Origin of the sequence: Singulisphaera photorubra, from assembly GCF_045290345.1 — a bacterium.
In the GTDB taxonomy this organism is placed as follows: Bacteria; Planctomycetota; Planctomycetia; order Isosphaerales; family Isosphaeraceae; genus Singulisphaera.
Genome location: NZ_CP155447.1, coordinates 2,476,892 through 2,497,363, shown reverse-complemented (window position 1 = coordinate 2,497,363; position 20,472 = coordinate 2,476,892). Strand labels below are relative to the sequence as shown.

Sequence of the window (20,472 nt, the reverse complement as noted above, 5' to 3'; positions counted from 1 at the left end):
GCTGAGATCAAGCGTGGATCCCAAGGGGGACGGGATCCGACTGCCCCTCTCTTTTTTTTCTTATTTTTCTATCGAGACCACGAACCGTGACGACCGCGACCGACAACACGAGCCTGGGTTCGCTCCGCGAGGAGCAGACGCTTCTGCGGTCGCGCCTGGCACGCCTGCGCCGGCGGTTGCAACTCCAGATGGCCCTGGAATTCGCCCTCGACGCGGCGGCCGTCCTGGTGGCGACGGCAGCGGTCCTGGTCTTCCTCGACTGGTGGTTCCGGCTCGGCCTGCCCGCCCGCCTCCTTCTGCTGGCGGCCACCCTGCTCGGGGTCATTCCGTTGGCTTGCGTCCGGGCCCTCCGTGCCTGGCGAGCAGCGCGGCTCGATGACCTCTCCCTGGCGGTGACGCTCGACCGGTTCCGGCCGGGGACCGGGGGGCGAGTGGCCGACGTGCTCCAACTCCCCGACCAGCTCGGGGAGTCGGCGGAATCGGTCTCACCGGCGATGATCCGGCTGGCGGTTCGCCAGGCGACCGAGGCGCTGGCCGCTTCGGATTGGGCCGCGCTCTGGAACCGAGGGCGGACGGTCAAACGAAGCGCCGCCCTGATCGCCGCCCTCCTCGTTCCCACCCTGTTTGCCGTGCTCGCGCCCCAAGCGGCCCGGCTCAGCGTGGCCCGCTGGCTTCAAGGGTCCTCCGAGCGCTGGCCACAGCGGACTTATCTGACCGTGGTGGGCCTGGGCGACCGCAACCGGCTCCTGGCTCCCCGCGACGAGCCGTTTGCGTTGGAGGTCCGGTCCGACCTGGCATCGGCCGAGCCCCGCAAGGGATCGTGGGTCGTCCGAGGGCGAGGTGAGCCGTTGACCCTGCGGAGTCTGCCCAAAGCGCCTGAGGTACCCAAGGCGGTGCGCGTCCGGGAACGGACGGCCAAGGGGGCGGTGCGAGACGCCATCATGGTCGCGACCAGCCCCGCGGTTTTCCGTTACGAGCTCCCGCCATCGTCGACGTCGACCACGTTCGACCTGACCGGAGGAGACGACTGGCTCGGCCCGGTCAAGGTGGACCGCGTCGACCGGCCCTCGCTCGCGGCGACCAAACTGCGGGTCAAAGAGCCGGGCTCGCCCGGAAACGACTTCCGACTGGTGGATGCAAGCGCCCAGCACCCGGTCTTCCTCCCCGACACCGAGGTCGAGCTGACCCTGGTCGGCAGCGAGCCGATCGCCGACGCCCGTCTCACCGTTCACCCGGGCCAGCCGCCGAAGCTCACGCAAGTCGATGCACGGACGTTCGCCGCCCATTGGACGCTTCGCGAGGCGATCACGCTCGAGGTGCAACTCACCTCCCAGGCGACCGGCCTGACGTCGAAGCCTGCTTTCTTCTCGATCGGACTGCTAAAGGATCGGGAGCCGCGCGTCGCACTCCGAGCCCTCGGCGTCGGCGCTCACGTCACGCCCGTCGCCACCATCCCGCTCTCGCTGAACGCGACCGACGACCTGGGGCTTTCCCTCGTTCGGTTGCAGCTCGAGCGCACGACCAGCGCCGGTGACAAGGCCGAGCCGAGAACGACGAAGAAGACCGTCCCACTGCCGCTCGCCACCGACGGTGGCCGCGCGGTGCTCGATCATCAAGCCCGGCACGACGTCGAGCTTCAGGCCGACTCCCCCCCTCTCGGGACGATCCTCCGATTCGTGGCCGAGGCCGAAGACAAATGCGCCCGAGGGGTCCAGGTGGGCCGATCCGCCGCGCTCCAGTTTCAGGTCGTCCCTTCGGATGAACTCTTTTACGAGATCTTGATCCGCCAGCGGGCAGAACGAGCGAAGTTCGTCACGCTCTACGAGGCGGCGGAAAAGAGGGCCACGTCGCTGAGCCGTTCACCGACGCCCGACGACTACGCGACCGCCATGCGCGGCCTGAACGCAGGGTCGCGGCAACTCGACCTGATCGCCGGGCGGATTGCCGACACCCTCCAAGAAATGAAGCTGAACCAGGTCGGGTCGCCGAAGTCACACCGCCTGCTCCAGGAAGGAGTGATCGACCCGATCCGCGCCCTCAACGCCGGCGCGGTGAACGAGCTCCGCGGCGTCCTTCAGTCGCTCACAGGCACCGCCCCCAAGGCCGGCGCCAATGCCGAGTCGGCCAGCCGACTGCACGGAGAGGTCGTCACCGGAATGAAAACGATTCTCGATCAGATGTCTCAATGGGAAAGTTTTGTCGACGTCGTGAATCAGGTGGCCGAAGTCATCAAAATGCAGCAAAATGTTCTCCAGGCCGCCGAGAAAGCTCGGGAGTCGCGCACGCAGGAGGTTTTCGATGAAAAGCCCTAGCACGCATCGCCGCCCAGGAACGGCCGGCCGCCTGGCTCTCTTACTTCTGCTCGCCACGGCGATCACCGTCCTGCCGCGTCCGGCCTTCGCTCAGGCCACGGCCAAAGACAAGGACAAAGCCGCCGCGGTCTTCGACGACGAGGAGAAGACCGACGACAAGAAGAAGGCGGACGAAAAGCCGAAAGCCGACGAAAAATCGAAAGCTGACGTCAAGACGAAGGCCGACGACAAGAAGAAGGCTGACGACGAGAAAAAGGCCGACGAAAGGAAAAAGGCCGACGACGAGAAGAAAGCCAAGGAGAAGGAACAAGCCAAGAAAGCGACCGCCTCCGAACGCGACTCGATCGGCTTCACCCAGGAGAACGTCGCCGCACAGATGACCGAGTTGGAGGAACGGATGTTCCGGCTCTCCGAGGCCCTGCGCGGCCTCGAGCCGGAGAATGCCTCCCGGCTCCGCCTGGCTCTGAAATTCTCGCGTGAGGAGCAGATCCTCGACCAGATGCGCGAGACGCATAAATTCATGAAGGACGCCCAGCTCAGCAAGGCCGAGACGGAGGTCCGCGAACTCGTCGCGAAGCTCGAGCACCTCCGCAACCTGCTGCTGGCCGAAGACCTCGACTTCCAGCTCAAGGTCGCGCGGCTCCGCCAGATGCGTGAAACATTGAGCCAGCTCGACCGGATCGTCAAGGAAGAGCGGCGCGAGCTCGGCTGGTCCCGCTTCGCCATCGAGCAACGGAAGGGACTGGACCGGCTCGCCGCCCGTCGCCCCGACCTCGAGACGCTGGCCCACGACCAGAAGGCCGTGATCGCCGACACCAAGAATGCGCCTCCGAATGGCGATGCCGTGAAAGAGGCCCGAGCGGCGATCAAGGAACGCGAAGTCAAGATCCGGAACGCGGCCAATGCCCTCGCCACCGACCCGCTGTTCGCGGACCTTCAGCCCCCCCACCTCCGGCGGGCCGACACCCACCTGGGCGACGCGGTGAGCTCCCTGGACGGGACCGACATCGACGCGGCGGTCGCGGCGGAAGAGCAAGCGCTCGCCATGATCAACCAGGAGCTCACCCGGTTCGACGAACAGGTCACCCAATCCAAGCAGACGATCGCCGAGGGCGAGTTCAAGCGTCGCCAGGTGGATCAATCCAAGAACCGAGCCGCGACGGACACGCTGTCAGAGGTCTCAGCCCGCCTGGGCGATGCCGGGGTCGCTCTCCGGAAAGACCTGATTCGCGCGAGCGGGTCGATGCGGACCGCCGAGGAAGGCCTGAGCAAGACCACGGCCGAGCCGGCGGCCGACAACCAGTCGGCCGCGTTGGAGGTCCTGACGAAATCGCGTGAAGAGCTTGCGCAGTCCGTCGAGAAGCTGCTCGTCGAGCTCCGCAAAGAGCTCCAGGCCCGACTCGTTGCCGAGCTGACCGAGATGCACGAGATCCAGGCCGCGATCCGCGAGACGACCCAGGCGCAAGCCCCACGGGTCCTCCAGAAATCGCGGACGGCGCTGATCGCGGTTTCCGGCCTCTCGAAGAAAGAGGCCGAGTTGGGCGAGCGCACCGAGCACCTGCTCGCTCTGGTCGAGGAGACCGAGTTCGGCATCGCCCTGCCCACGACGCTCCGCGTTCTCTCCCGCGAGATGCGGAGCATCGAAGGCTGGTTGAAGGCGGGGGACGTCGCCGCCCGCACGATCGCCCTGGAAATCCGGGTCGAGGAAGACTTGCTCGGCTTGCTCCAGGCGATTCGCCGTCTCCCCCCCGGGACCCCACCGCCCCCCGGCTCGCCGCTCCCCTCAGACTTGCGAGAACGCGAGCGCGAGCTGAATCGGCTCGTCGCCGAGCTCAAGATGATCCGGATGCTCCAGTCCCGGCTCAATGACGATACGGTGGGGGTCGATAAGTCCCGGCCCGAGGCCTCGGATCTGCCGCCCGCCCTCCGTCGTGAAGTTGAGGCCCTGGAGTCCTCTCAGGATGAGATCCGCGAATCGCTCGCGAAAATCGCGGAGCGATTGGAAAACCCCGAAGACAACCCTTGATGCCCCGGCGGATCCGACATATTTGCCGGGTCTGCCCGCCCCACTCGAGAACGGATGTTCGAGTGGGCCTGACTGAGTGTGGATGTGATTCGACCTGACTTCACGAATTGACCTGACCCAAATCCCAAGATCCAAGACCAACGAGGTGATGATGAGACAGAACATTCGCATCCTGGGCGCCACGGCGCTGATGTCGTGTCTGCTCCAACCCGCCTTCGCGGCCGATCCGCCGGCCGCGGCGATCGCCCTCAAGATGGCCAACGTCACCGACGAGCTGAATCGGACGGAAACGGGCAAGCCGGTCCAGACCGAGCAAAAGGCCATCGTCCAGGACCTCGACGAGCTCATCGCCTCCCTGGAAAAGCAATGCATGGCCTGCAAAAACGGCATGAAACGCAACAACCCCAACAAAGGCATGGCCGACTCGACGATCAGCAACGGTACAGGAGGGATCGGAACTCTCCTGAACCCAAGCGATACCGGGAAAGACTGGGGCAAGCTCTCGGGCCGCGAGCGCGACCGGATCCTCCAGTCGATGTCCGAAGGGTTCCCGCCCGAGTATCGCACAGTGCTCGAACGCTACTATCGGCGCCTCGCCGAGGAGAAGAGCAGCTCGGCTCCCCAGGCGAAGACAGCGGATGAACAGAAAAAAGCGGTCGAGAACCCCTGACGAACAACCGTCCGAGGGCCGGGGTTGCAAAAAGCAACCCTGGCCACACTTCGCGAACGACTCAATCGGCATCCAACGCATTCATTCTTGTCGAAGCTTGAAGTGTGATTCCCACAGTAGCACGGCCGGCCCGGCCGTAATTCTCCAATGAGGCCGGAGACCGGGGGAGTTACAGCCGGGCCGGCCGGGAATGGGAATTACGGCCGGGCCGGCCGTGCTACTGAATGATTCCAACGTGTGGCCAGGACTTGCCGGCACATCGCGTAAATTTGCGATCCATTGCTACGGGTTCGTTTCAGAAATCCTGACTTCTTCGATTCGTCCAAGACCCAAGCCCGCCCGTTGCTCGGCCCCGTTCAGGGAGGTGGCCCGGCCCGCGGCGTTCATCGATCGAGGGCATGCGATGCACCGCCTGGTTCTACTTTGGGTCGGCCTCGTCACCGGCGACGTCCACGACTACACCCGGCCGCTCGACGCCAAAAAAATCGACCAGACGACGCTCGACGCCGAGACCTACGGAGAGAAGAAGCAGGTCAAGCGTGAGGACGACGGCCTGCACGTCACCCTCGCGCCCGGCGAAGCCGAGACCGGCTGGAAAACGCCGCAAGCGCTGAAGTTCGGCGGCGATTTCACGGTCACGGCCAACTTCGTGATTCGCAAGCTCCCCAAGCCTGCGCAAGATGATGGCGCGGCGGTCGGCCTGGCGATCGCCACCCAGAACGTCGATCAGCCCGACGCCACGCTCGTCCGCCTGATCGAGACCACCGGCGCAGACGTCTACCGCTCAATCAACAAGGCCAACAACGCCCAAGGCCAGCAGGCCATGCAAATGCAAATGCAGATGATGGCCATGCAGGGCATGGGGATGCCGCAGCCTGGAGGCAAGCCCAACAAGGCGCCTCGCCAGACCTTCCCAGCCAAGGGGGAGACGTTCCGTTTGGAGCTCAAGCGCGAGGGCTCGACCGTCCGTTATCACGTGCTCGACAGCGAATCCGGATCCGATCGCTACCTCGGGCAGCTCGAACTGGGCGCGGCCGACATCGCGGGAGTGAAGCTGTTCGCCGTCAACCGCAACGGCGCCGAGGCGCTGGACGTCGTCCTCCGTGACCTGACGATTCGCGCCGATCGAATCAATGGCCTCGGGACCGAGGTCCGCACCGTCTTCGGCGAGATCATTCACGGCGAACCCACCGCACTCGAAAACGGCAAGCTCGTTGTTGGCGGCCCACCTCCCACGCCCCCGCCCTCGCCCCCGACAACTCCCGCCCCGAAGGGAGCCAACCCTGGGGAGGCGCCGCAAAAAGGCAAAGAAAAGGACAGCGCCACACCGAAACCGGCGGGTGCCGATTCCCCGGCGCCAACCGAGGCGGCAAAGCCGGACCAGACCAAAACGGCGAAAGAGACTGGGTCGAAGGGGACGGAAGAAGCCGCGGCCAAAGACGACGCCACCGAGAAGGCGAAAGACGCCGACACCAAAGACAATGGCTCCGAAAAAGCGAAAGACTCCAGCATCAAGGAAGACACCAAGGACAAACCCAAAGACGCTAACGCCAAGGATGACAGCAAAGACAAAGACAGCAATCCCAAGGATGACACCAAGGACAAACCCAAAGACGCGAACGCCAAGGATGACACCAAAGACAAAGAAGCCAACACCAAGGACAAACCCAAAGACGCGAACGCCAAGGATGACGCCAAAGACAAAGAAGCCAACGCCAAGGACAAGCCCAAAGACGCCAAGGTCGACACCAAAGAGAAACCGAAGGACGCCAAGCCAACCCCACCGCCGAAGATCGAACCCAAGGCGCGGGTCCCGCTGGATGAGGTGGAAGGCATCGCGTTCGAGAAGGCCCTGACCCTTTCCGGGCGCGTCCTTGGCCAGCCGAACCTCGACTTCACCATGCCCGGTCTGGAAGCCCCCAAGGATGGAGAGGCAAAGACGGTCGCCAAGACCGACGATGTCCTCGCTCCGCCACCGGGGACGGTGGCCCCCGCGAAAATCCCCAAGCTTGAACCCAAGCCAAATGGGATCTGCGACCTGCATTTGACCCTCGCCAACTTGCGACCGGCGGTCATCAAGCAAGTCACGATCAACGCTCAGACCGATAAGGGCCCGACGGCCTGGCGGCTGGACACCACCGACTCTCGCGACTGGCCGCTGGTCGTCCGCCGCGCCGGGACCGAAACATGGGCCGACATGTTCCTTGAGCCCCCGGCCGGAGACCTCAACGGCAAGGACCTGACGGTCAACATCACCTACGCCGATGGCCAGAGCGGCAACGCCACCATCAAGTCAGACAAACGCTCTGACCCCAAACTCGCCGTCGACGCGAAGGCACCGCCCCCCTCGCTCGATGCACGCGTCTACCTGACAGGCGACGAGCAACTCTTCGGCAAGTTCGAGGGCCTGAGCGAAGAATCGTTACGTCTCCAAACTCCCTGGGGAGATCGCCTGACCGTGCCGCTGGCTCGCGTCGCCGGGATCTACATGGGACTTCCCGAGCACAAGGAGTCACCGGAGTCGTTCGCCAAACGACTCCGGACGCGAGGGACCGAGGACCTGCTGCTGGCAAGGTCCAAAGACGAAGAGATCGTGGCGATCCCGGGCATCGCCGAGGGGACGACGGAAGACAAGCTACTCTTTCACTTTCAGGACAAAACCCGGTCGCTGTCGCTGAAGCAGGTCGAGGGCCTCGTTCTCGCCGCGCGGCCGGAGCCCGAGCGGCCCGCCGGCTTGCGTCCCACCTTCTCGATGGCGGGCGGCATCGTCGTCTCGGGCCTCTGGAAGACCCTGGAAGCCAAGACCTGGAAGGTCGAGACCGCCTGGGGGCAGAGCCTCGACCTCCCCGCCGCCGAGATCCGCGGTGTCCGGTTCCGCGGGGGGCAAATGACCTACCTGTCCGACCTCGAGCCGAGCAAGGTCGAGGAGACCCCCTTCTTCGGCCGCCGCTCCCCCTGGCGCAAAGACGTCAGCCTCGCGGGGACGCCACTCAAGATGGACGGAATCACGTATGAGCACGGCCTGGCGGTCCACTCCCGATCTGCCCTGACCTACGACCTGGACGGTGGATACACCACGTTCGAGACCGTCGTCGGGTTTGATGAGTCGGCCAAAAAGCTGGGGCGGGTCGACTGCCGCGTCTACGCCGACGATAAGGAGGTCTACGCCAACCCCGACCTCCGGGCCGACGCCCCCCCCGTCAAGCTCTCCCTCCCCATCGCCAATGCCAAGCAACTCAAGCTCGTCATCGATTTCGGCCCTGACCAGGACACGGGCGACCGCGTCATCTGGGCGAACGCCCGCCTGTTCAGGAAGCCTCCGCCGAAGGCCGAGGCGTCCGCGACGAAGGCGGCTCCAGCGAGTCAAACGAAACCGGGTTCTGCCGAACCGCAAACCACGAATACGACCACGAAACCCGGGAGTGACAAATGAGTCGACCCATGCGTCAGTCTCTCGGCCGATCGTTCCGGCTCGCCCCCCTGCTCTTGCTCTGTCTAGGCGCGTCGTTGCCGACCGCCCGGGCGGAAGATGACAAGCCTCAGCCTGCCGTCGAGGTCTACGACTGGTCGATCTGGGTCAGCAGTCCGTCGCAGCTCACACTCAACGCGTCGCGGGTCTACAAGAATGCGATGCCCGGAGTTATCGGCACGAGCCGGCCGAAGCTCGACGGCAAGGAGTTGACCGGCAAGTTCCCGATCGCGCCCATCTCCGTCGTGCAGTTCTTCGGTGAGCCGAACCGTGACATCGACATCGACCTCCGCGTGAAAAAAGGGACGATCCTCGCCCATTGGCCGCCTGGGAGCGAACGCGCCGGCCGGATCCAATGGTTCAAGTCCGACCTCACCAAGGCCCCCGCGAAAGACATCCCCATGGGTTTTCTGCCGGAAGCCCACTGGCTCCCCGGCCTCCGCAAGCTCGAGTCCGCCCTCTACCATCAGCGCGAGTCGCGGGCCGAACGGTTCCTCGCCTACGACACCGAGCTGGCCGTCCCGATCCCGCTCAAACTCCGGGGCGGACCCGACGAGTACACCCTGCAAAACTTGACCGAGTACCGGCTGCTCGATGTCGCCGTGATCGCCCCCACGGACAACGGCTACCGCGTCGGCTGGCTCGACGAACTCCCCTCGGGAACCCCTGAAGGGAAGGATGAGACGTCGGTCAAGAAGACCAAGGAGAAGGAGGCGCTGGAGAAGAAAAAGAAGTCGAGCACCGAGAAGGCGGAAGATGTCTTCGAAAAGGCCGAGACGGATGCGAAGAAGGACAAAGAAAAAGAGAAGCAGGACGAGCCCAAACCGCTGCCGGCCGAAGGGGACGCGAATGTGAAGGCCCGCGTCGACCAGATCCTCAACCGCCCCATCACTGTGAACGTCGAGCAGGCCCCTCGCAAAGAAGTCCTTGACCTCGTCACGGGCCAGGCCCGGCTCCGCTATGAGCTGGACGAGAAGACCCTGGTCAAGGAAGAGGTCGACCTCGGAAAAACGATGAGCCTGAAAGCGGCCAACATCGCCGCTCGCGACGCCCTGGCCGAAGTGCTCGGAACCGTCGCGCTGAGCTACCGCGTCACCGAAGACGGAAGCCTCTTCATCACCACGGCCACCCGACTCGCCGAGGACTCCGGCAAGAAGGGAGCCGTGATCGAGGGTCCGCCGGTCAAGCTCACGCTCTCACAGCCGTTGAAGGCCGCAGACCCATCCTACCGCGAGCTCACCCGCGACTCGTACACCCGCCGACTGGCCGCGCAGGGGCTGCGTGAAGAGGTGATCGAGTCACTCCTCGGCCAGTATAGCGAGGCCCTCTTCGCGCCTGACGGACTGATCGTCCTGGCCCACTTCTCGCGCGACGCGATCGACGAGGCCGTGCTTCTGGATGTCTTCCCCGCTCCCAAGAAGTTTGTCCGCACCGCCGCCCTGGTCGTGCACGGCATCGACCCTCGCCTCCAGGACAAGGCCCGGGAACTCGTGCAGAAGCTGGGAGACGACCTCCCCAAGGCCCGCGAAACCGCGGAGATTCAGCTCTTCGAGTTGGGCCCCGTCGCCGTGCCGGTTCTCGAAGACGCCCTCAGAGACAAGGACATCGAGATCGTCTTTCGCGCAGAACGCCTGCTGCTCAAGCTCAACCGGCAGGTGCCGTGACGACCGGTCGCCGTCCGACTCGGAGTTGGCTCGAACAGTAGCGCGGCCGGCCGGCCGGTGGCAGAACGCCCGGCGTGCGTCCCGAGGGGAGGACCGCCGGGGTGATTCCCGTAAGACGGGAAAAAATGCTGGAGTCACCATGGCCTACTACCTCTACCGCCCTGACGCCAACGCCTATGCTGGGATCGGCGTCTCGTTAGCCGATGACGCCCGAGTCATGAACATCCACTTCCTGGATAGGTCCCTCACCTCAGGGTGGATTCCGATCCATTGCCATGGCTTCGATGAGAATCCCCACGCAGACGGAGATTTTCCCAGCCTCAGCAATTTCTGGAGGGTCCCGATCTTCAGCGAACGGGCGTGGGACAGCCTTCGCCCAGTCATTGGCGGTTACTGTGAGGCGTTGCCCATCGTCCATCCCAATGGAAAACCCCACTTCATTATCAATGTCAGGAAATTTATCGATTGTATTGACACCGAAAAATCCCAAATGCGTCGTTACACAGACGGCATGATCATGAAACTAATCAAATATAGCTTTAATTCAAATCTTGATCACAACTTTCATATTTTTAAGCTTCCGAGAGAGACCGCTGGCGAGCTGCTCGTCGATGAGGAGTTTCGCCGTGCCGTCGAGGCCAACGGCCTGAGAGGGCTGCTGTTCGAAGCTCTCCCGACAGTGGACGCAACCCGATCGCCCTGAAAACGTGTTTGAATCGCTACGGGCCGAGATCCCTACCGGCCTCCGCTTTCGCACTGGCGGCGCCCGCCTCTTCGGCATCGATCAGGCCGTCCTTGTCACGATCGAGGCGGTCGAACTGGGTGCGGGGGCCGAGGAATTCACGGTGGAGATGTCACCGTCGCGGTTGCGGTCCATCTGGCGGAACCAGTCGGGGCCGGCGGTGAGCGCGGCCGGTTTGGGTGAGACCAAGGACCCAATCGCTGGGTTGGCCACTCCAACCCCGGCGCCGGTCAGGCCGGTGAACTCACCGCGGGCGATGTTGACCTGAAAATGGTACGGGATCTCGTCGGCCGTGACGCGGCCGTCACCATCGCCGTCCCACGAGGTGATCCGATCGACGGTCCGCATCACTTCGCGGGCGCTGAGTCGACGGTCGCGATCCAGGTCGAGGATGCCGAAGATCGCCCGCCCTTGGTCCGAGGCCGTGAGAACCAACCGGCCTCGCGCTGCCTCGCTCTGCCGGTCGGCGAAGTCAATCAGCTCCTTCTCATACAGTTTGCCATCACCGTCACGGTCGATGACCTTGGTCAGGCCGGCGAGCGGGGAAACCTGGCCCTGAGCTTGCACCTGCACCTGGACATTCTCGGCGGGGAGTTCTTTGCCTTCGAGGTAGCCATCCTTGTTCGCATCAGCGGCCTTGAACTGCCTGAGATAGATGCGGCGGAGCGTCTCGGCCACCGTACCGCCCTGATCGACGTGCACATCCAGTCGAATCCGGCCGACCGCAATTTCGACGTCGCCATCGGGCAGTTGCCGGACTTGTGTGCCTTTGGGGAGCACTCCATCGCCGCGGACCCGGGTCGTCGCTCCGCCCGAGGCGTCGGGCAGGAGAGCAATCTCGAGGTCGAGGTCGATCGGAGCCCGGGCCAGGAATTTCCGCAACTCGTCGGTGCTGAGGGCCTCGTCGTGGTTCGTATCAACGCGGGCGAAGGCGTCGGGGTCGATGGAGAACTCTTCAGGCGACAGCTTGCTATCCGGCCTTCCCGGAACGTCGCCCCGCCCTTTATCGTATTTCTTGAGCAGAAGCCGGGCCATCCGAAGCGACGACTCACCCGCAACCAGCTCGATGACCGGCGGCACCGCGGTGAAGCGTGCCTGGCGATCGGCCGCATTCCCCGCCATGGCCATGGCCGTCGGGCTATTGAACGGCTCCAGTTCCGCGGGGCTGATCATTTCGTTATCGTCGAGGTCGAGCCGACGAAGCGACCCCGCGATCGTGGCCAGCTCGGTTCTGGTGAGTTCGCCGTCCTTGTCGCGGTCGAGATGGTCGAAGAGTGCATCCGTCCGGTTGATCGCGAGCCGACCGACCTGGACGTGGAACGGGCCGAGAACCGGTCGGAGGACTTCGGCCAATTCGTCGGTTGAGACGACACCGTCTTTTGGCGAAACGTCGAGCTCACCGCGGGGCAAAGTTGTGGCCCCGCCGGTCGCCAGGCGCACGAGTGCGGCAAGCGCGTCCTTGTTCGCCTCCTCGGTCGTGAGCTTGCCGTCACCATCGCGGTCGAGGCAGGCGTGGATGATCCGAATCGACTCGGGCCAGGCCGCGTCAAACGGCCGGTCGCCCGCCGTAACCTGGAGACGGAGGAAGACCGGCCGCTCCTCACCGAGAAAGACGAGAGTCCGTGCGGTGTCACCCACAGCTTCAGAGGCGTCATCCGCCGGATCGGGGGCGGCTGCGACCAGGGCAAGAGTGACGGCCAGGAAGTGGGTAGCAACCGTCATCCGAGGATTTCCTTGATCGGGTTGGCCTTCGGGTCAACGAGCCGGATCGGCCGGCCCGTGTCGACGACGTTCTGCTTCATCGGATCGATTCCCAAACTCCGAACGACGGTCGCGAGCAGGTCGGGCACCTGAACCGGCCGGTCCTTGGCTTGCTCCCCGTCGGCCCCCGTGTCGCCAATTACCTGGCCGCCTCGAATCCCGCCACCGGCCAGAACGGTCGACCAGGCGTTCGGAAAGTGGTCGCGGCCGGCGTTCTCGTTGATCTTCGGGGTCCGACCGAACTCGCCCATCCAGACAATCAGGGTCGAGTCGAGCAGGCCTCGAGCGCGGAGGTCGGTCATCAAGGTGGCCCAGCCCGCGTCGAGGACGCCGCTGAGCTTCTCGACGGCCTCGAAGTTCTGCTGGTGCGTGTCCCACCCGAACGCCATCGAACCATCGACGGACGAGAGCGTCACCTCGACGAACGGGACCCCACGCTCAACGAGCCGACGGGCCAGCAGACACCCTTGGCCGAACGGGTTCCGGCCATAAGCATCTTGAAGCGCAGCCGGTTCCTCATCCAGCTCGAACGCCTTGGCGGCCGACGACCTCATCATCTTGACGGCCCGCTGATAGGCGTCCTGATGGCTGAGCGCGGCGAGCCCGGGGCGGGAGGCAAGGAAGTCTCCCCCGAGCGTGTGCATCAACTGGAGCCGGTCGTCGGCCCGGGCGCGGCCGATGTCGCGCGGCGTCTCGAGATCTTCAACCCGCAACGAAGGCTGCGTGGCGGAGTCACCACCACCACCGACGGGCCGCTCCCCCACGATCAAGGGAGCGCATCTCGGGCCGAGGAACCCCGCCCCGAAGGCCGCCGGATTGAACGCACGGAACGGCGAGATACTCACGAACCCTGGTAACTCGGCCGACTTATCCTCGAACTCGTTGGCAACGAGTGAGCCGAGCGACGGGTGGCGGACCGGCCCCTGGGGGAGGTAACCCGTGCGGAGATAGTAAGTGGCGCGGCCGTGATCCCCTTCCTTCGAGCTCATCGAACGGATCAGGGCGAGGTCTTTCGCCTGGCGGGCGAGTTGCGGTAAATGCGGGCCGAGGAGCATCCCCGGCACCGTCGTCTCGATCGGCTTGAACGGACCGCTGTTGGCATGTCCCGGCTTGGGGTCGAACGTATCGGTCTGGCTCGGGCCCCCCGTCATCCAGAGCAAGATACAAGACTTGCGCCGGTTCGGATCGGTGGCCGTGTTGGCCGCCAGCGTCTCGATCCAGCCGGAGGAGGATGCCCCCAGGGCCCCCAACGCAGCCAACCGCAGCACCTGCCTTCGAGTCAGTGGCGGGACCTGGTGAGTCGAGCGCGGGCGATTCATGGCGGCATCCCCATTTTTTCTAGACGTGCCAAATCGAGACGCGGGTCACGGAGGACGAGCTCAATCCGGTCGATCGCGCGGATCCGACGATACCGGGCCCTTCCTCAATGATTGAGGTGAAACTCGGGTCCGTTCAGGATGGCCCAGAAGACGTCGGCGAGCGCCTTGGCACGATCCTCAGGGCTCTCCGATCGGTCCACGTAGCGGACCAGGAGCGACCGCTCCTCGGGCTTCGGTCGGCGCGTCAGGGTCGCGAGATAAAGGGTTTCGATCCGGCCCGGGGTGTCCAGGAACGGGGCCTTGGTCACGGCGCCAAGCACCGCGCCCGTCGCCGGGTTGGTGGCGTCCGCGATGTGACTGCCGTTCATCATCGTCAGGGCCTGGAGGATCGTGGTCTGCGCTTCGGTGGCCCGCTCTTCACGGTTGGCGAAGAGGTCGAGGAAACGAGCCCGAGCCTCCGCCGCATCAGCGCCCGTGGCCTGGCTGAGGCTGTCGAAAAGCTGGCCGGGAGAAAGGCCTCGAACGGGCATGTAAGCAAACAAGGGCGCCGTTGACTCACCGGGAGCCGCGACGCTGGAAAGGTTGTAGGCCCGCGTCGCCGTGAGAACGCGAATCAGGTATTTCAAGTTGTAATCATGGAGTCGGAATTGCACGGCCAACTCTTTGACCAGCTCGCCGAACTCCGGGTCGGACTCGAGGTCGAGGTCGTCCACCGGCTCGATCAGGCCGACGCCAAAGAAGCGGGCCCAGACGCGGTTGACAAGCGCCTTGGCGAAATACGGGTTCTCGGGCGCGATGATCCAGTCGGCCAGGACCTCGCGAGTCTCGGCCCGGGGCCGCCAGTCGGGCTTCGAGCCGTCGAGGTGAGCCGCCTTGACGACTTTCTTCGTCCCGGGGATCGTCAACTCGCGAAGCGCGGCGGCCTCGCGGGGCGCCCGGACCGCTGCAGCGACTTCGGGATTCTGGGAGGGAACGCCGGCGAAGAAGGCGGCGAAGCCCCAGAAATCGTCCCGCTTCCAGGAGGCGAACGGGTGGTTATGGCACTGGGCGCATTCCAGCCGGACGCCGAGAAAGACGCGGGCCGCGCCGGCGGCGAGGTTCTCGGGCTTGCCCTCCTTGGCCACGTAGTAGGCTGCCGGAGATGGATCGAGCCGACTGGCCATCGCCTCGGTATTGCGGTCGTTGAGCTTGGTGGTGAGGATCTCGCGGACAATCCGATCGTAGCCGGCCTCCTCGACTACCTTCCGCCGGAGCCAGGCCTCGAAGCTGCCCGCAACCACTCTGGCCTGGTCCTCGGTATCGGCCTCGGGCAGCAAGAGCTGCCGCCAGAGTTCCGTGGCCCGCGTGGTGTAAGCCGGGCTATCGAGCAGCCGTTCGACCAGCGCCTGCCGCTTCACCTGGCTCGGGTCGTCGAGGAAGTCGCGGGCCTCGGCGGCCGTCGGAATCTTGCCGATCAAATCGAGGCTGACCCGACGAAGGAACTCCCCGTCGTCCGCGACTGCGGCCGGCCGGATCTTGGCCTCGGCCCACCGCGCGGCCAGCACCGCATCGATCCGAGCGGCGAGCGTGTGGGCGTCTCGGACGGAGGCCACAGGCTCTCGAAGCCCACGCCCTGCGGGAACATCGGCCGCCCCGGAAGTTGGGCCCAAAGCGACCAAGCAGGCGACGGCAACCCAAGCTCTCCGGAAAAGCATGGCGATCCTCCCTCTCGCTCGATGTGGGCAACGACTACTACAACTATCGATGGCACCAATAAGCTGTCAACGATATTCTTCAGACAAATGTGACACGACCGGATCCCACCAGAGGATCGAAATCCAAACAGGTCCGTAAACGAAGTCCATAGTGGCTGGGGTTTCGGCCCCTGGGCGAAGGCCCATCGACCAAGGTCACAGATCAGAACGGTTCGAGCACGGCCCGGCCGTTGGAAAATTTCCCTCAGCGGCCCGCTTCCCCCTCGAAGCCATGGATTCACTGCCAATCTCGCACCCCCGGCAGCGAATGACTCGCGGGACCGCAAATCAAGATCATTGGGGGACTACAGCGGATGGGGATCTTCGGACCGAGCAAGGACAAGGTGTGGCGGCAACTCAGCGAGGAGATCGGGGCCGAGTTCGTCGAAGGCCGGTTCTGGTCGGGGAACCGGGTGCAGGCCCACGTGGCCCCCTGGACGATCACGCTCGACACTTACACGGTCTCCACCGGCCATAGCCACGTCACTTACACCCGGATGCGGGCGCCTTACGTCAATCCGGACGGATTGCGATTCACGCTCTACCGCAACGGGCTCTTCAGTGAATTGGGGAAGCTACTGGGAATGCAGGACATCGAGGTCGGCGTTCCTGAATTCGACGACGCATTCATCGTCAAGGGAACCGACGAGTACAAGGTCCGCGAGCTCTTCGCCGACGCCCGGATCCGGGCGCTTGCCCTGGCTCAGCCGACGATCCGGCTGTCGGTCAAGGATGACGAGGGCTGGTTTGGAGCCCATTTCCCCAAGGGGGTGGACGAGTTGCACTTCCAGGTCGTGGGAGTCCTCAAGGACGTGAAGCGACTGAAGGCCCTGTTCGACCTGTTCGCCCTCACTCTCGACCGACTCTGCCAGACTGGCTCGGGACGAATGGAGGAGCCGGGAGTGACATTATGAACCAAGGACCGGCTCTTGGTCCCTGCTCTCGGTTTGAGACAATCGCAAAAGCCCTCGGTGGCCAGAACCAGACCAGGCAGTGATGCCCGATCTGATCCGGTCTGTCCGAGGGCTTCAACTTCATCGGGGCCAGCACGATCCGTCCGACGGCCCGTCGTGCGGGTGTTCAGGAGCAGAAGGATCAGCCCCTATCGGCCTGGTGGGTGATCAATAACGACCACCGCCACCGCCGTAACCACCACCGCCGCCACCGCTACGACCACCGCCGCCGCCGCCGTAACCACCGCCGCCGCCCGAACGCGGCTCACGGGGCTTGGCTTCGTTGACCGTCAGGTTGCGACCATCGTGGTCGCGGTCGTTCAGCCCCTGAATCGCCGCCTGGGCCTGGGCATCCGTGTCCATCTCCACGAACCCAAACCCTTTCGAGCGGTTCGTGTCCCGGTCGATGATGATCTGGGCGCTCTGCACCGTGCCGAACGGTGTGAACAGCGCCTCCAGGTCGGACTCGTTCACGTTGTAGGTCAGGTTGCCCACATACAGTTTCTTACCCAAGGGTCAGACTCCGAATCAAAAGCATAACGACCCGCAAAACGCTTTCAGGGTCGAGAAGAAAGGGGCTTCCATTGAAACCCGTAGAGGCGGGAAAAGCGAGGAAAGCAGGCAAGGTCCGGATCGTGATGAACCGGCGATGTCACTTCGTCGTCAGACCAACCAACCAAAGCATAACAAATACCCAAATTCATTGATAGAACCTACCGGTCGATTCTTTGCAACGGTTCTTGAAGCACTCGAATCTTTTGGTCAATCTGGAGGATTGGCCCGGGCCGAGCTCAAGCGTCCGGTCAGGCTAAACGAAGGCAAATCAAGCGAAGATCAGGCGCCGCGGACTTCGGATGCGCGACTCCGTGTGAGGACGAAAAAGATCCTCGAAATTGACCCGCCACAGGGATGTTCGAGCTTCACCCGATGTCTGTTATAATCCAATAAGCCGACTCGGGGCGTGTTGCGGGCAGCTTCGACGCCGAACGCCCGCTGCCTTGCTGACAACGGGACAGACAGGTCATGATTAGCCCTGCTCGCACGCCTGCGCTGCGCTATGGCGGGGCGTTCCTCGCCGTCATCCTGGCGACGGCCACCCGCTTGGGACTGTACCCTCTTCTCGGGGGGCAGTTCCCGCTGTCGACCTTCTTTACCGCTCTCGTCTTCGCCGCCTGGTATGGCGGATTCGGCCCCTCGCTCCTGGCCTTGACCCTTTGCGGCCTCCTGATCAGCTTCTTCATCCTGCCCCCTTATGGCTCATTCCTCCTGGAAAGTCACGAGGGCCAGGTCAAGTTTGCGGCCTTCTTGATCGTCGGCCTGGTGATCTCCGTCATGGGGGGCTCGATTCGGGCTGCCCGGCGACGCGCCGAGCTCGCCGCCGAGGAGGATCGAGCCAAGCAACGTCAGTTGGAACGTGAAGTCATCGAACGCAGAGGGGTCGAGGCCGCCTTGAGGGTCGAGAAGGAACGGTTACGGGTGACGCTCGCCAGCATCGGCGATGCCGTCATCGTCACCGACGCCACGGGACGAGCGACCTTCCTCAACCCGATTGCCGAGGCCCTCACGGGCTGGCCCACCCACGAAGCTCGCGGACAGCCACTCGAGGCGCTCTTCCGCGTCATCAACCAGAGGACCGGCGAGCCCGTTGAGTGTCCTGCCCTCCAGGCTTTGAGGGAAGCAACGACCGTCGGTCTCGCCGACCATACCGCACTCATCGCCAGAGACGGCAGCGCGCGTCCCATCGACGACAGCGCCGCCCCGATCCGGAATGAGTTGGGCCAGATCGTCGGCGTCGTCCTCGTCTTTCGGGACGTAACCGAGCGCCGGCGAGCGGAAGAAGTCCGCAGCCACCTGGCCGCGATCGTCGAGTCGTCAGACGATGCCATCCTCGGCACGACCCTCGACGGCATCATCACCAGCGGAAACTCGGGGGCGCAACGGCTCTACGGTTACACCGCCATGGAGCTCGTCGGCCAGTCGGCCGCCCTCTTGATCCCCCTGGATCGGCTCGACGAATATCGGACCACCCTGGCTCGGATCCGGCAGGGCGTGAATACCGACCATTTCGAGTCGAAACGACGGCGGAAGGATGGCACCCTCATCGACGTCTCGATCAAGATTTCGCCGATCCGGGATGGGCTTGAAAACGTCGTCGGCGCCTCCACTGTCGCGCGAGACATCACCGTCCGCAAGCAGGCCGAGGAGCGGCTCAGGGAGAGCGAACAACGATTCTCGCGATTCATGCAGCACCTGCCCGGCCTGGCCTGGATCAAGGACCTGGAAGGGCGTTATCTGTACGCCAATGAGGCGGCCCTGAAAGCGTTCCAGCTCCCCTGGTCCATTCTCTCCGGCAAGGTCGATGAGGAAGTCTTTCCTCCCGAAACGGCGGTCATGTTCCGAGAAAACGACCGCAAGGCACTCGCCCGTGAGATGGGCGTTCAGAGGGTCGAGACGCTCCTGCAAGCCGACGGCATCGTCCACCACTCCCTGGTCAGTAAATTCCCCGTCTTGGGGCAGAACGGCAAGGCCACGCTGATCGGTGGGATCGCCATCGATATCACGGAACGGATGCAGATGGAGGAGTCGTTGCGGGAATCCGACCTCCGCAAGGACGAGTTTCTCGCCACGCTGGCCCACGAACTCCGCAACCCCCTGGCGCCAATCCGCAACGCCCTCCACCTGATGAAGCTCGCAAACCGGGACTACGACGACTCGGAACGAGAGCACGCGATGGCCGTGCGTCAGGTGACCCACCTCGCCCGGCTCGTCGATGACTTGATGGACATCTCTCGAATCAATCGAGGAAAGATCGAACTTCGCAAGGAAGTCGTGAACCTGGCCACCATCGTGGGTCGGGCGGCCGAAGCCGTGAAGTCGTCGCTCGAAGCACGAAGTCACACCTTGTGCGTCGCCCAGTCGGACGGTTCGATTTACCTGGAGGCCGACCCGACGAGGCTGGAACAAATCCTCGGAAATCTCCTTAACAACGCGATCAAGTACACCCAACCGGGCGGCCGGATCGCGATCGACGTCGAGCGTGATGAGATGGAGGTGGTGATCCGTGTTCGCGACACGGGCATCGGCATCGAGCCCGAGATGCTCCACCAAGTCTTCGGCATGTTCGTTCAGGCCGGACACCACACGGACCACTCCCACGGCGGACTCGGGATCGGCCTGAGCCTGGTCAAAAACCTGGTCGAGCTCCACGGGGGGACCATCCATGCCACGAGCCAAGGGCCGGGCACCGGCAGCGAGTTCGTCGTGCAACTGCCGATCCTGGCGAAGGCCCCCGACTCCGGGATCGTCGGTGCTCAGGAGGAAAGGCCGCGTCCCGACCAAAGGCCGACTCGCCGCCGAATCCTGGTGGTAGACGATAACCTTGACGCAGCCAACAGCCTGGCAAGGCTGCTGAGAAGGCTGCACGACCAGGAGGTCGAGGTCGCACACGACGGGCCATCCGCGCTCGAAGCCGCGGCCGCGTTCCGGCCAGGGCTGGTCCTGCTCGATATCGGCCTGCCCGGCATGGACGGCTACGAAGTGGCCAGAACTCTCCGAGAGTGGCCCGAATTCGCCACGACCCGGATCATCGCTCTGACCGGGTGGGGACAGGAAAGTGATCGCCAGAGGTCGAAAGAAGCGGGCTTCGATCTCCATCTCGTCAAGCCGGTCGACCCCGACTTACTGAGCGACATCTTGCGAGACTACGAAGCGACTCCGACCGCAATAACTTAACCCAATGCAGTTTCCAGGAACGGGTCGCACTCAACCAACCATCCTGACCAGCCGATCGAGCAATGTGAGAGTCGAGCGACCCTCCTGGGGT

General features: G+C 64.1%; 12 protein-coding genes. 8 read left to right on the top strand and 4 right to left on the bottom strand.

Annotated elements, in window-relative coordinates:
• The first annotated feature begins 86 nt into the window (after positions 1-86).
• The 6 genes from V5E97_RS09495 to V5E97_RS09470 all read left to right on the top strand — a co-directional run bounded on the left by V5E97_RS09495 (position 87) and on the right by V5E97_RS09470 (position 10,844).
• On the top strand, positions 87-2,312 hold the full coding sequence (locus tag V5E97_RS09495; protein ID WP_406699082.1) for a hypothetical protein: 2,226 nt from the start codon (positions 87-89) through the stop codon (positions 2,310-2,312).
• Positions 2,299-4,338 (top strand): coiled-coil domain-containing protein, encoded by a 2,040-nt coding sequence (locus V5E97_RS09490; RefSeq protein WP_406699081.1) that lies wholly within the window; start codon positions 2,299-2,301, stop codon positions 4,336-4,338. The genes V5E97_RS09495 and V5E97_RS09490 overlap by 14 nt, the downstream gene beginning before the upstream one ends.
• A 148-nt stretch (positions 4,339-4,486) precedes the next feature.
• A complete protein-coding gene (locus V5E97_RS09485; protein WP_406699080.1) occupies positions 4,487-5,008 on the top strand; it encodes a hypothetical protein in 522 nt (173 codons plus the stop codon).
• A gap of 403 nt (positions 5,009-5,411) precedes the next feature.
• Positions 5,412-8,441, top strand: a complete 3,030-nt coding sequence (locus V5E97_RS09480; RefSeq protein WP_406699079.1) for an NPCBM/NEW2 domain-containing protein — start codon at positions 5,412-5,414, stop codon at positions 8,439-8,441.
• A gap of 8 nt (positions 8,442-8,449) precedes the next feature.
• Positions 8,450-10,141, top strand: coding sequence for a hypothetical protein (locus V5E97_RS09475; RefSeq protein ID WP_406699078.1), 1,692 nt, complete (start codon positions 8,450-8,452; stop codon positions 10,139-10,141).
• A 139-nt stretch (positions 10,142-10,280) separates the two neighbouring features.
• Complete coding sequence (locus V5E97_RS09470) at positions 10,281-10,844, top strand: imm11 family protein (protein WP_406699077.1); 564 nt, start codon at positions 10,281-10,283, stop codon at positions 10,842-10,844.
• Between the two features lie 81 nt (positions 10,845-10,925).
• Here the strand turns inward: V5E97_RS09470 and V5E97_RS09465 are convergent, their stop codons facing one another.
• From V5E97_RS09465 to V5E97_RS09455, 3 genes are all read right to left on the bottom strand, one after another.
• The gene (locus V5E97_RS09465; protein ID WP_406699076.1) at positions 10,926-12,605 is read right to left on the bottom strand and encodes an EF-hand domain-containing protein; all 1,680 of its coding nucleotides are present in this window, start codon (positions 12,603-12,605) and stop codon (positions 10,926-10,928) included.
• Positions 12,602-13,963, bottom strand: a complete 1,362-nt coding sequence (locus V5E97_RS09460) for a DUF1501 domain-containing protein (RefSeq protein WP_406699075.1) — start codon at positions 13,961-13,963, stop codon at positions 12,602-12,604. The genes V5E97_RS09465 and V5E97_RS09460 overlap by 4 nt, the downstream gene beginning before the upstream one ends.
• A 104-nt stretch (positions 13,964-14,067) precedes the next feature.
• Entirely contained in the window at positions 14,068-15,657 is a 1,590-nt protein-coding gene (locus V5E97_RS09455) for a DUF1549 and DUF1553 domain-containing protein (RefSeq protein WP_406699074.1), read from the bottom strand.
• A gap of 353 nt (positions 15,658-16,010) precedes the next feature.
• On the opposite strand from V5E97_RS09455, the gene V5E97_RS09450 reads away from it, so the two are divergent.
• The gene (locus V5E97_RS09450; RefSeq protein WP_406699073.1) at positions 16,011-16,610 is read left to right on the top strand and encodes a DUF3137 domain-containing protein; all 600 of its coding nucleotides are present in this window, start codon (positions 16,011-16,013) and stop codon (positions 16,608-16,610) included.
• Between the two features lie 207 nt (positions 16,611-16,817).
• Here V5E97_RS09450 and V5E97_RS09445 read toward each other — a convergent pair whose 3' ends face one another.
• Entirely contained in the window at positions 16,818-17,162 is a 345-nt protein-coding gene (locus tag V5E97_RS09445; protein ID WP_406699072.1) for an RNA recognition motif domain-containing protein, read from the bottom strand.
• A gap of 510 nt (positions 17,163-17,672) precedes the next feature.
• Between V5E97_RS09445 and V5E97_RS09440 the strand changes: the two genes are divergently transcribed.
• Positions 17,673-20,381 carry a PAS domain S-box protein gene (locus V5E97_RS09440; RefSeq protein WP_406699071.1) on the top strand — a complete coding sequence of 903 codons (2,709 nt, stop codon included), beginning with the start codon at positions 17,673-17,675 and terminating at the stop codon, positions 20,379-20,381.
• Positions 20,382-20,472: the final 91 nt, after the last annotated feature.

Bases quoted from the DNA above. Each gene is read 5' to 3' on its own strand.
- V5E97_RS09490 (WP_406699081.1), top strand. From the start codon at position 2,299: ATGAAAAGCCCTAGCACGCATCGCCGCCCAGGAACGGCCGGCCGCCTG.
- V5E97_RS09485 (WP_406699080.1), top strand. From the start codon at position 4,487: ATGATGAGACAGAACATTCGCATCCTGGGCGCCACGGCGCTGATGTCG.
- V5E97_RS09480 (WP_406699079.1), top strand. From the start codon at position 5,412: ATGCACCGCCTGGTTCTACTTTGGGTCGGCCTCGTCACCGGCGACGTC.
- V5E97_RS09475 (WP_406699078.1), top strand. From the start codon at position 8,450: ATGCGTCAGTCTCTCGGCCGATCGTTCCGGCTCGCCCCCCTGCTCTTG.
- V5E97_RS09470 (WP_406699077.1), top strand. From the start codon at position 10,281: ATGGCCTACTACCTCTACCGCCCTGACGCCAACGCCTATGCTGGGATC.
- V5E97_RS09465 (WP_406699076.1), bottom strand. From the start codon at position 12,605: ATGACGGTTGCTACCCACTTCCTGGCCGTCACTCTTGCCCTGGTCGCA.
- V5E97_RS09460 (WP_406699075.1), bottom strand. From the start codon at position 13,963: ATGAATCGCCCGCGCTCGACTCACCAGGTCCCGCCACTGACTCGAAGG.
- V5E97_RS09455 (WP_406699074.1), bottom strand. From the start codon at position 15,657: ATGCTTTTCCGGAGAGCTTGGGTTGCCGTCGCCTGCTTGGTCGCTTTG.
- V5E97_RS09450 (WP_406699073.1), top strand. From the start codon at position 16,011: ATGGGGATCTTCGGACCGAGCAAGGACAAGGTGTGGCGGCAACTCAGC.
- V5E97_RS09440 (WP_406699071.1), top strand. From the start codon at position 17,673: ATGATTAGCCCTGCTCGCACGCCTGCGCTGCGCTATGGCGGGGCGTTC.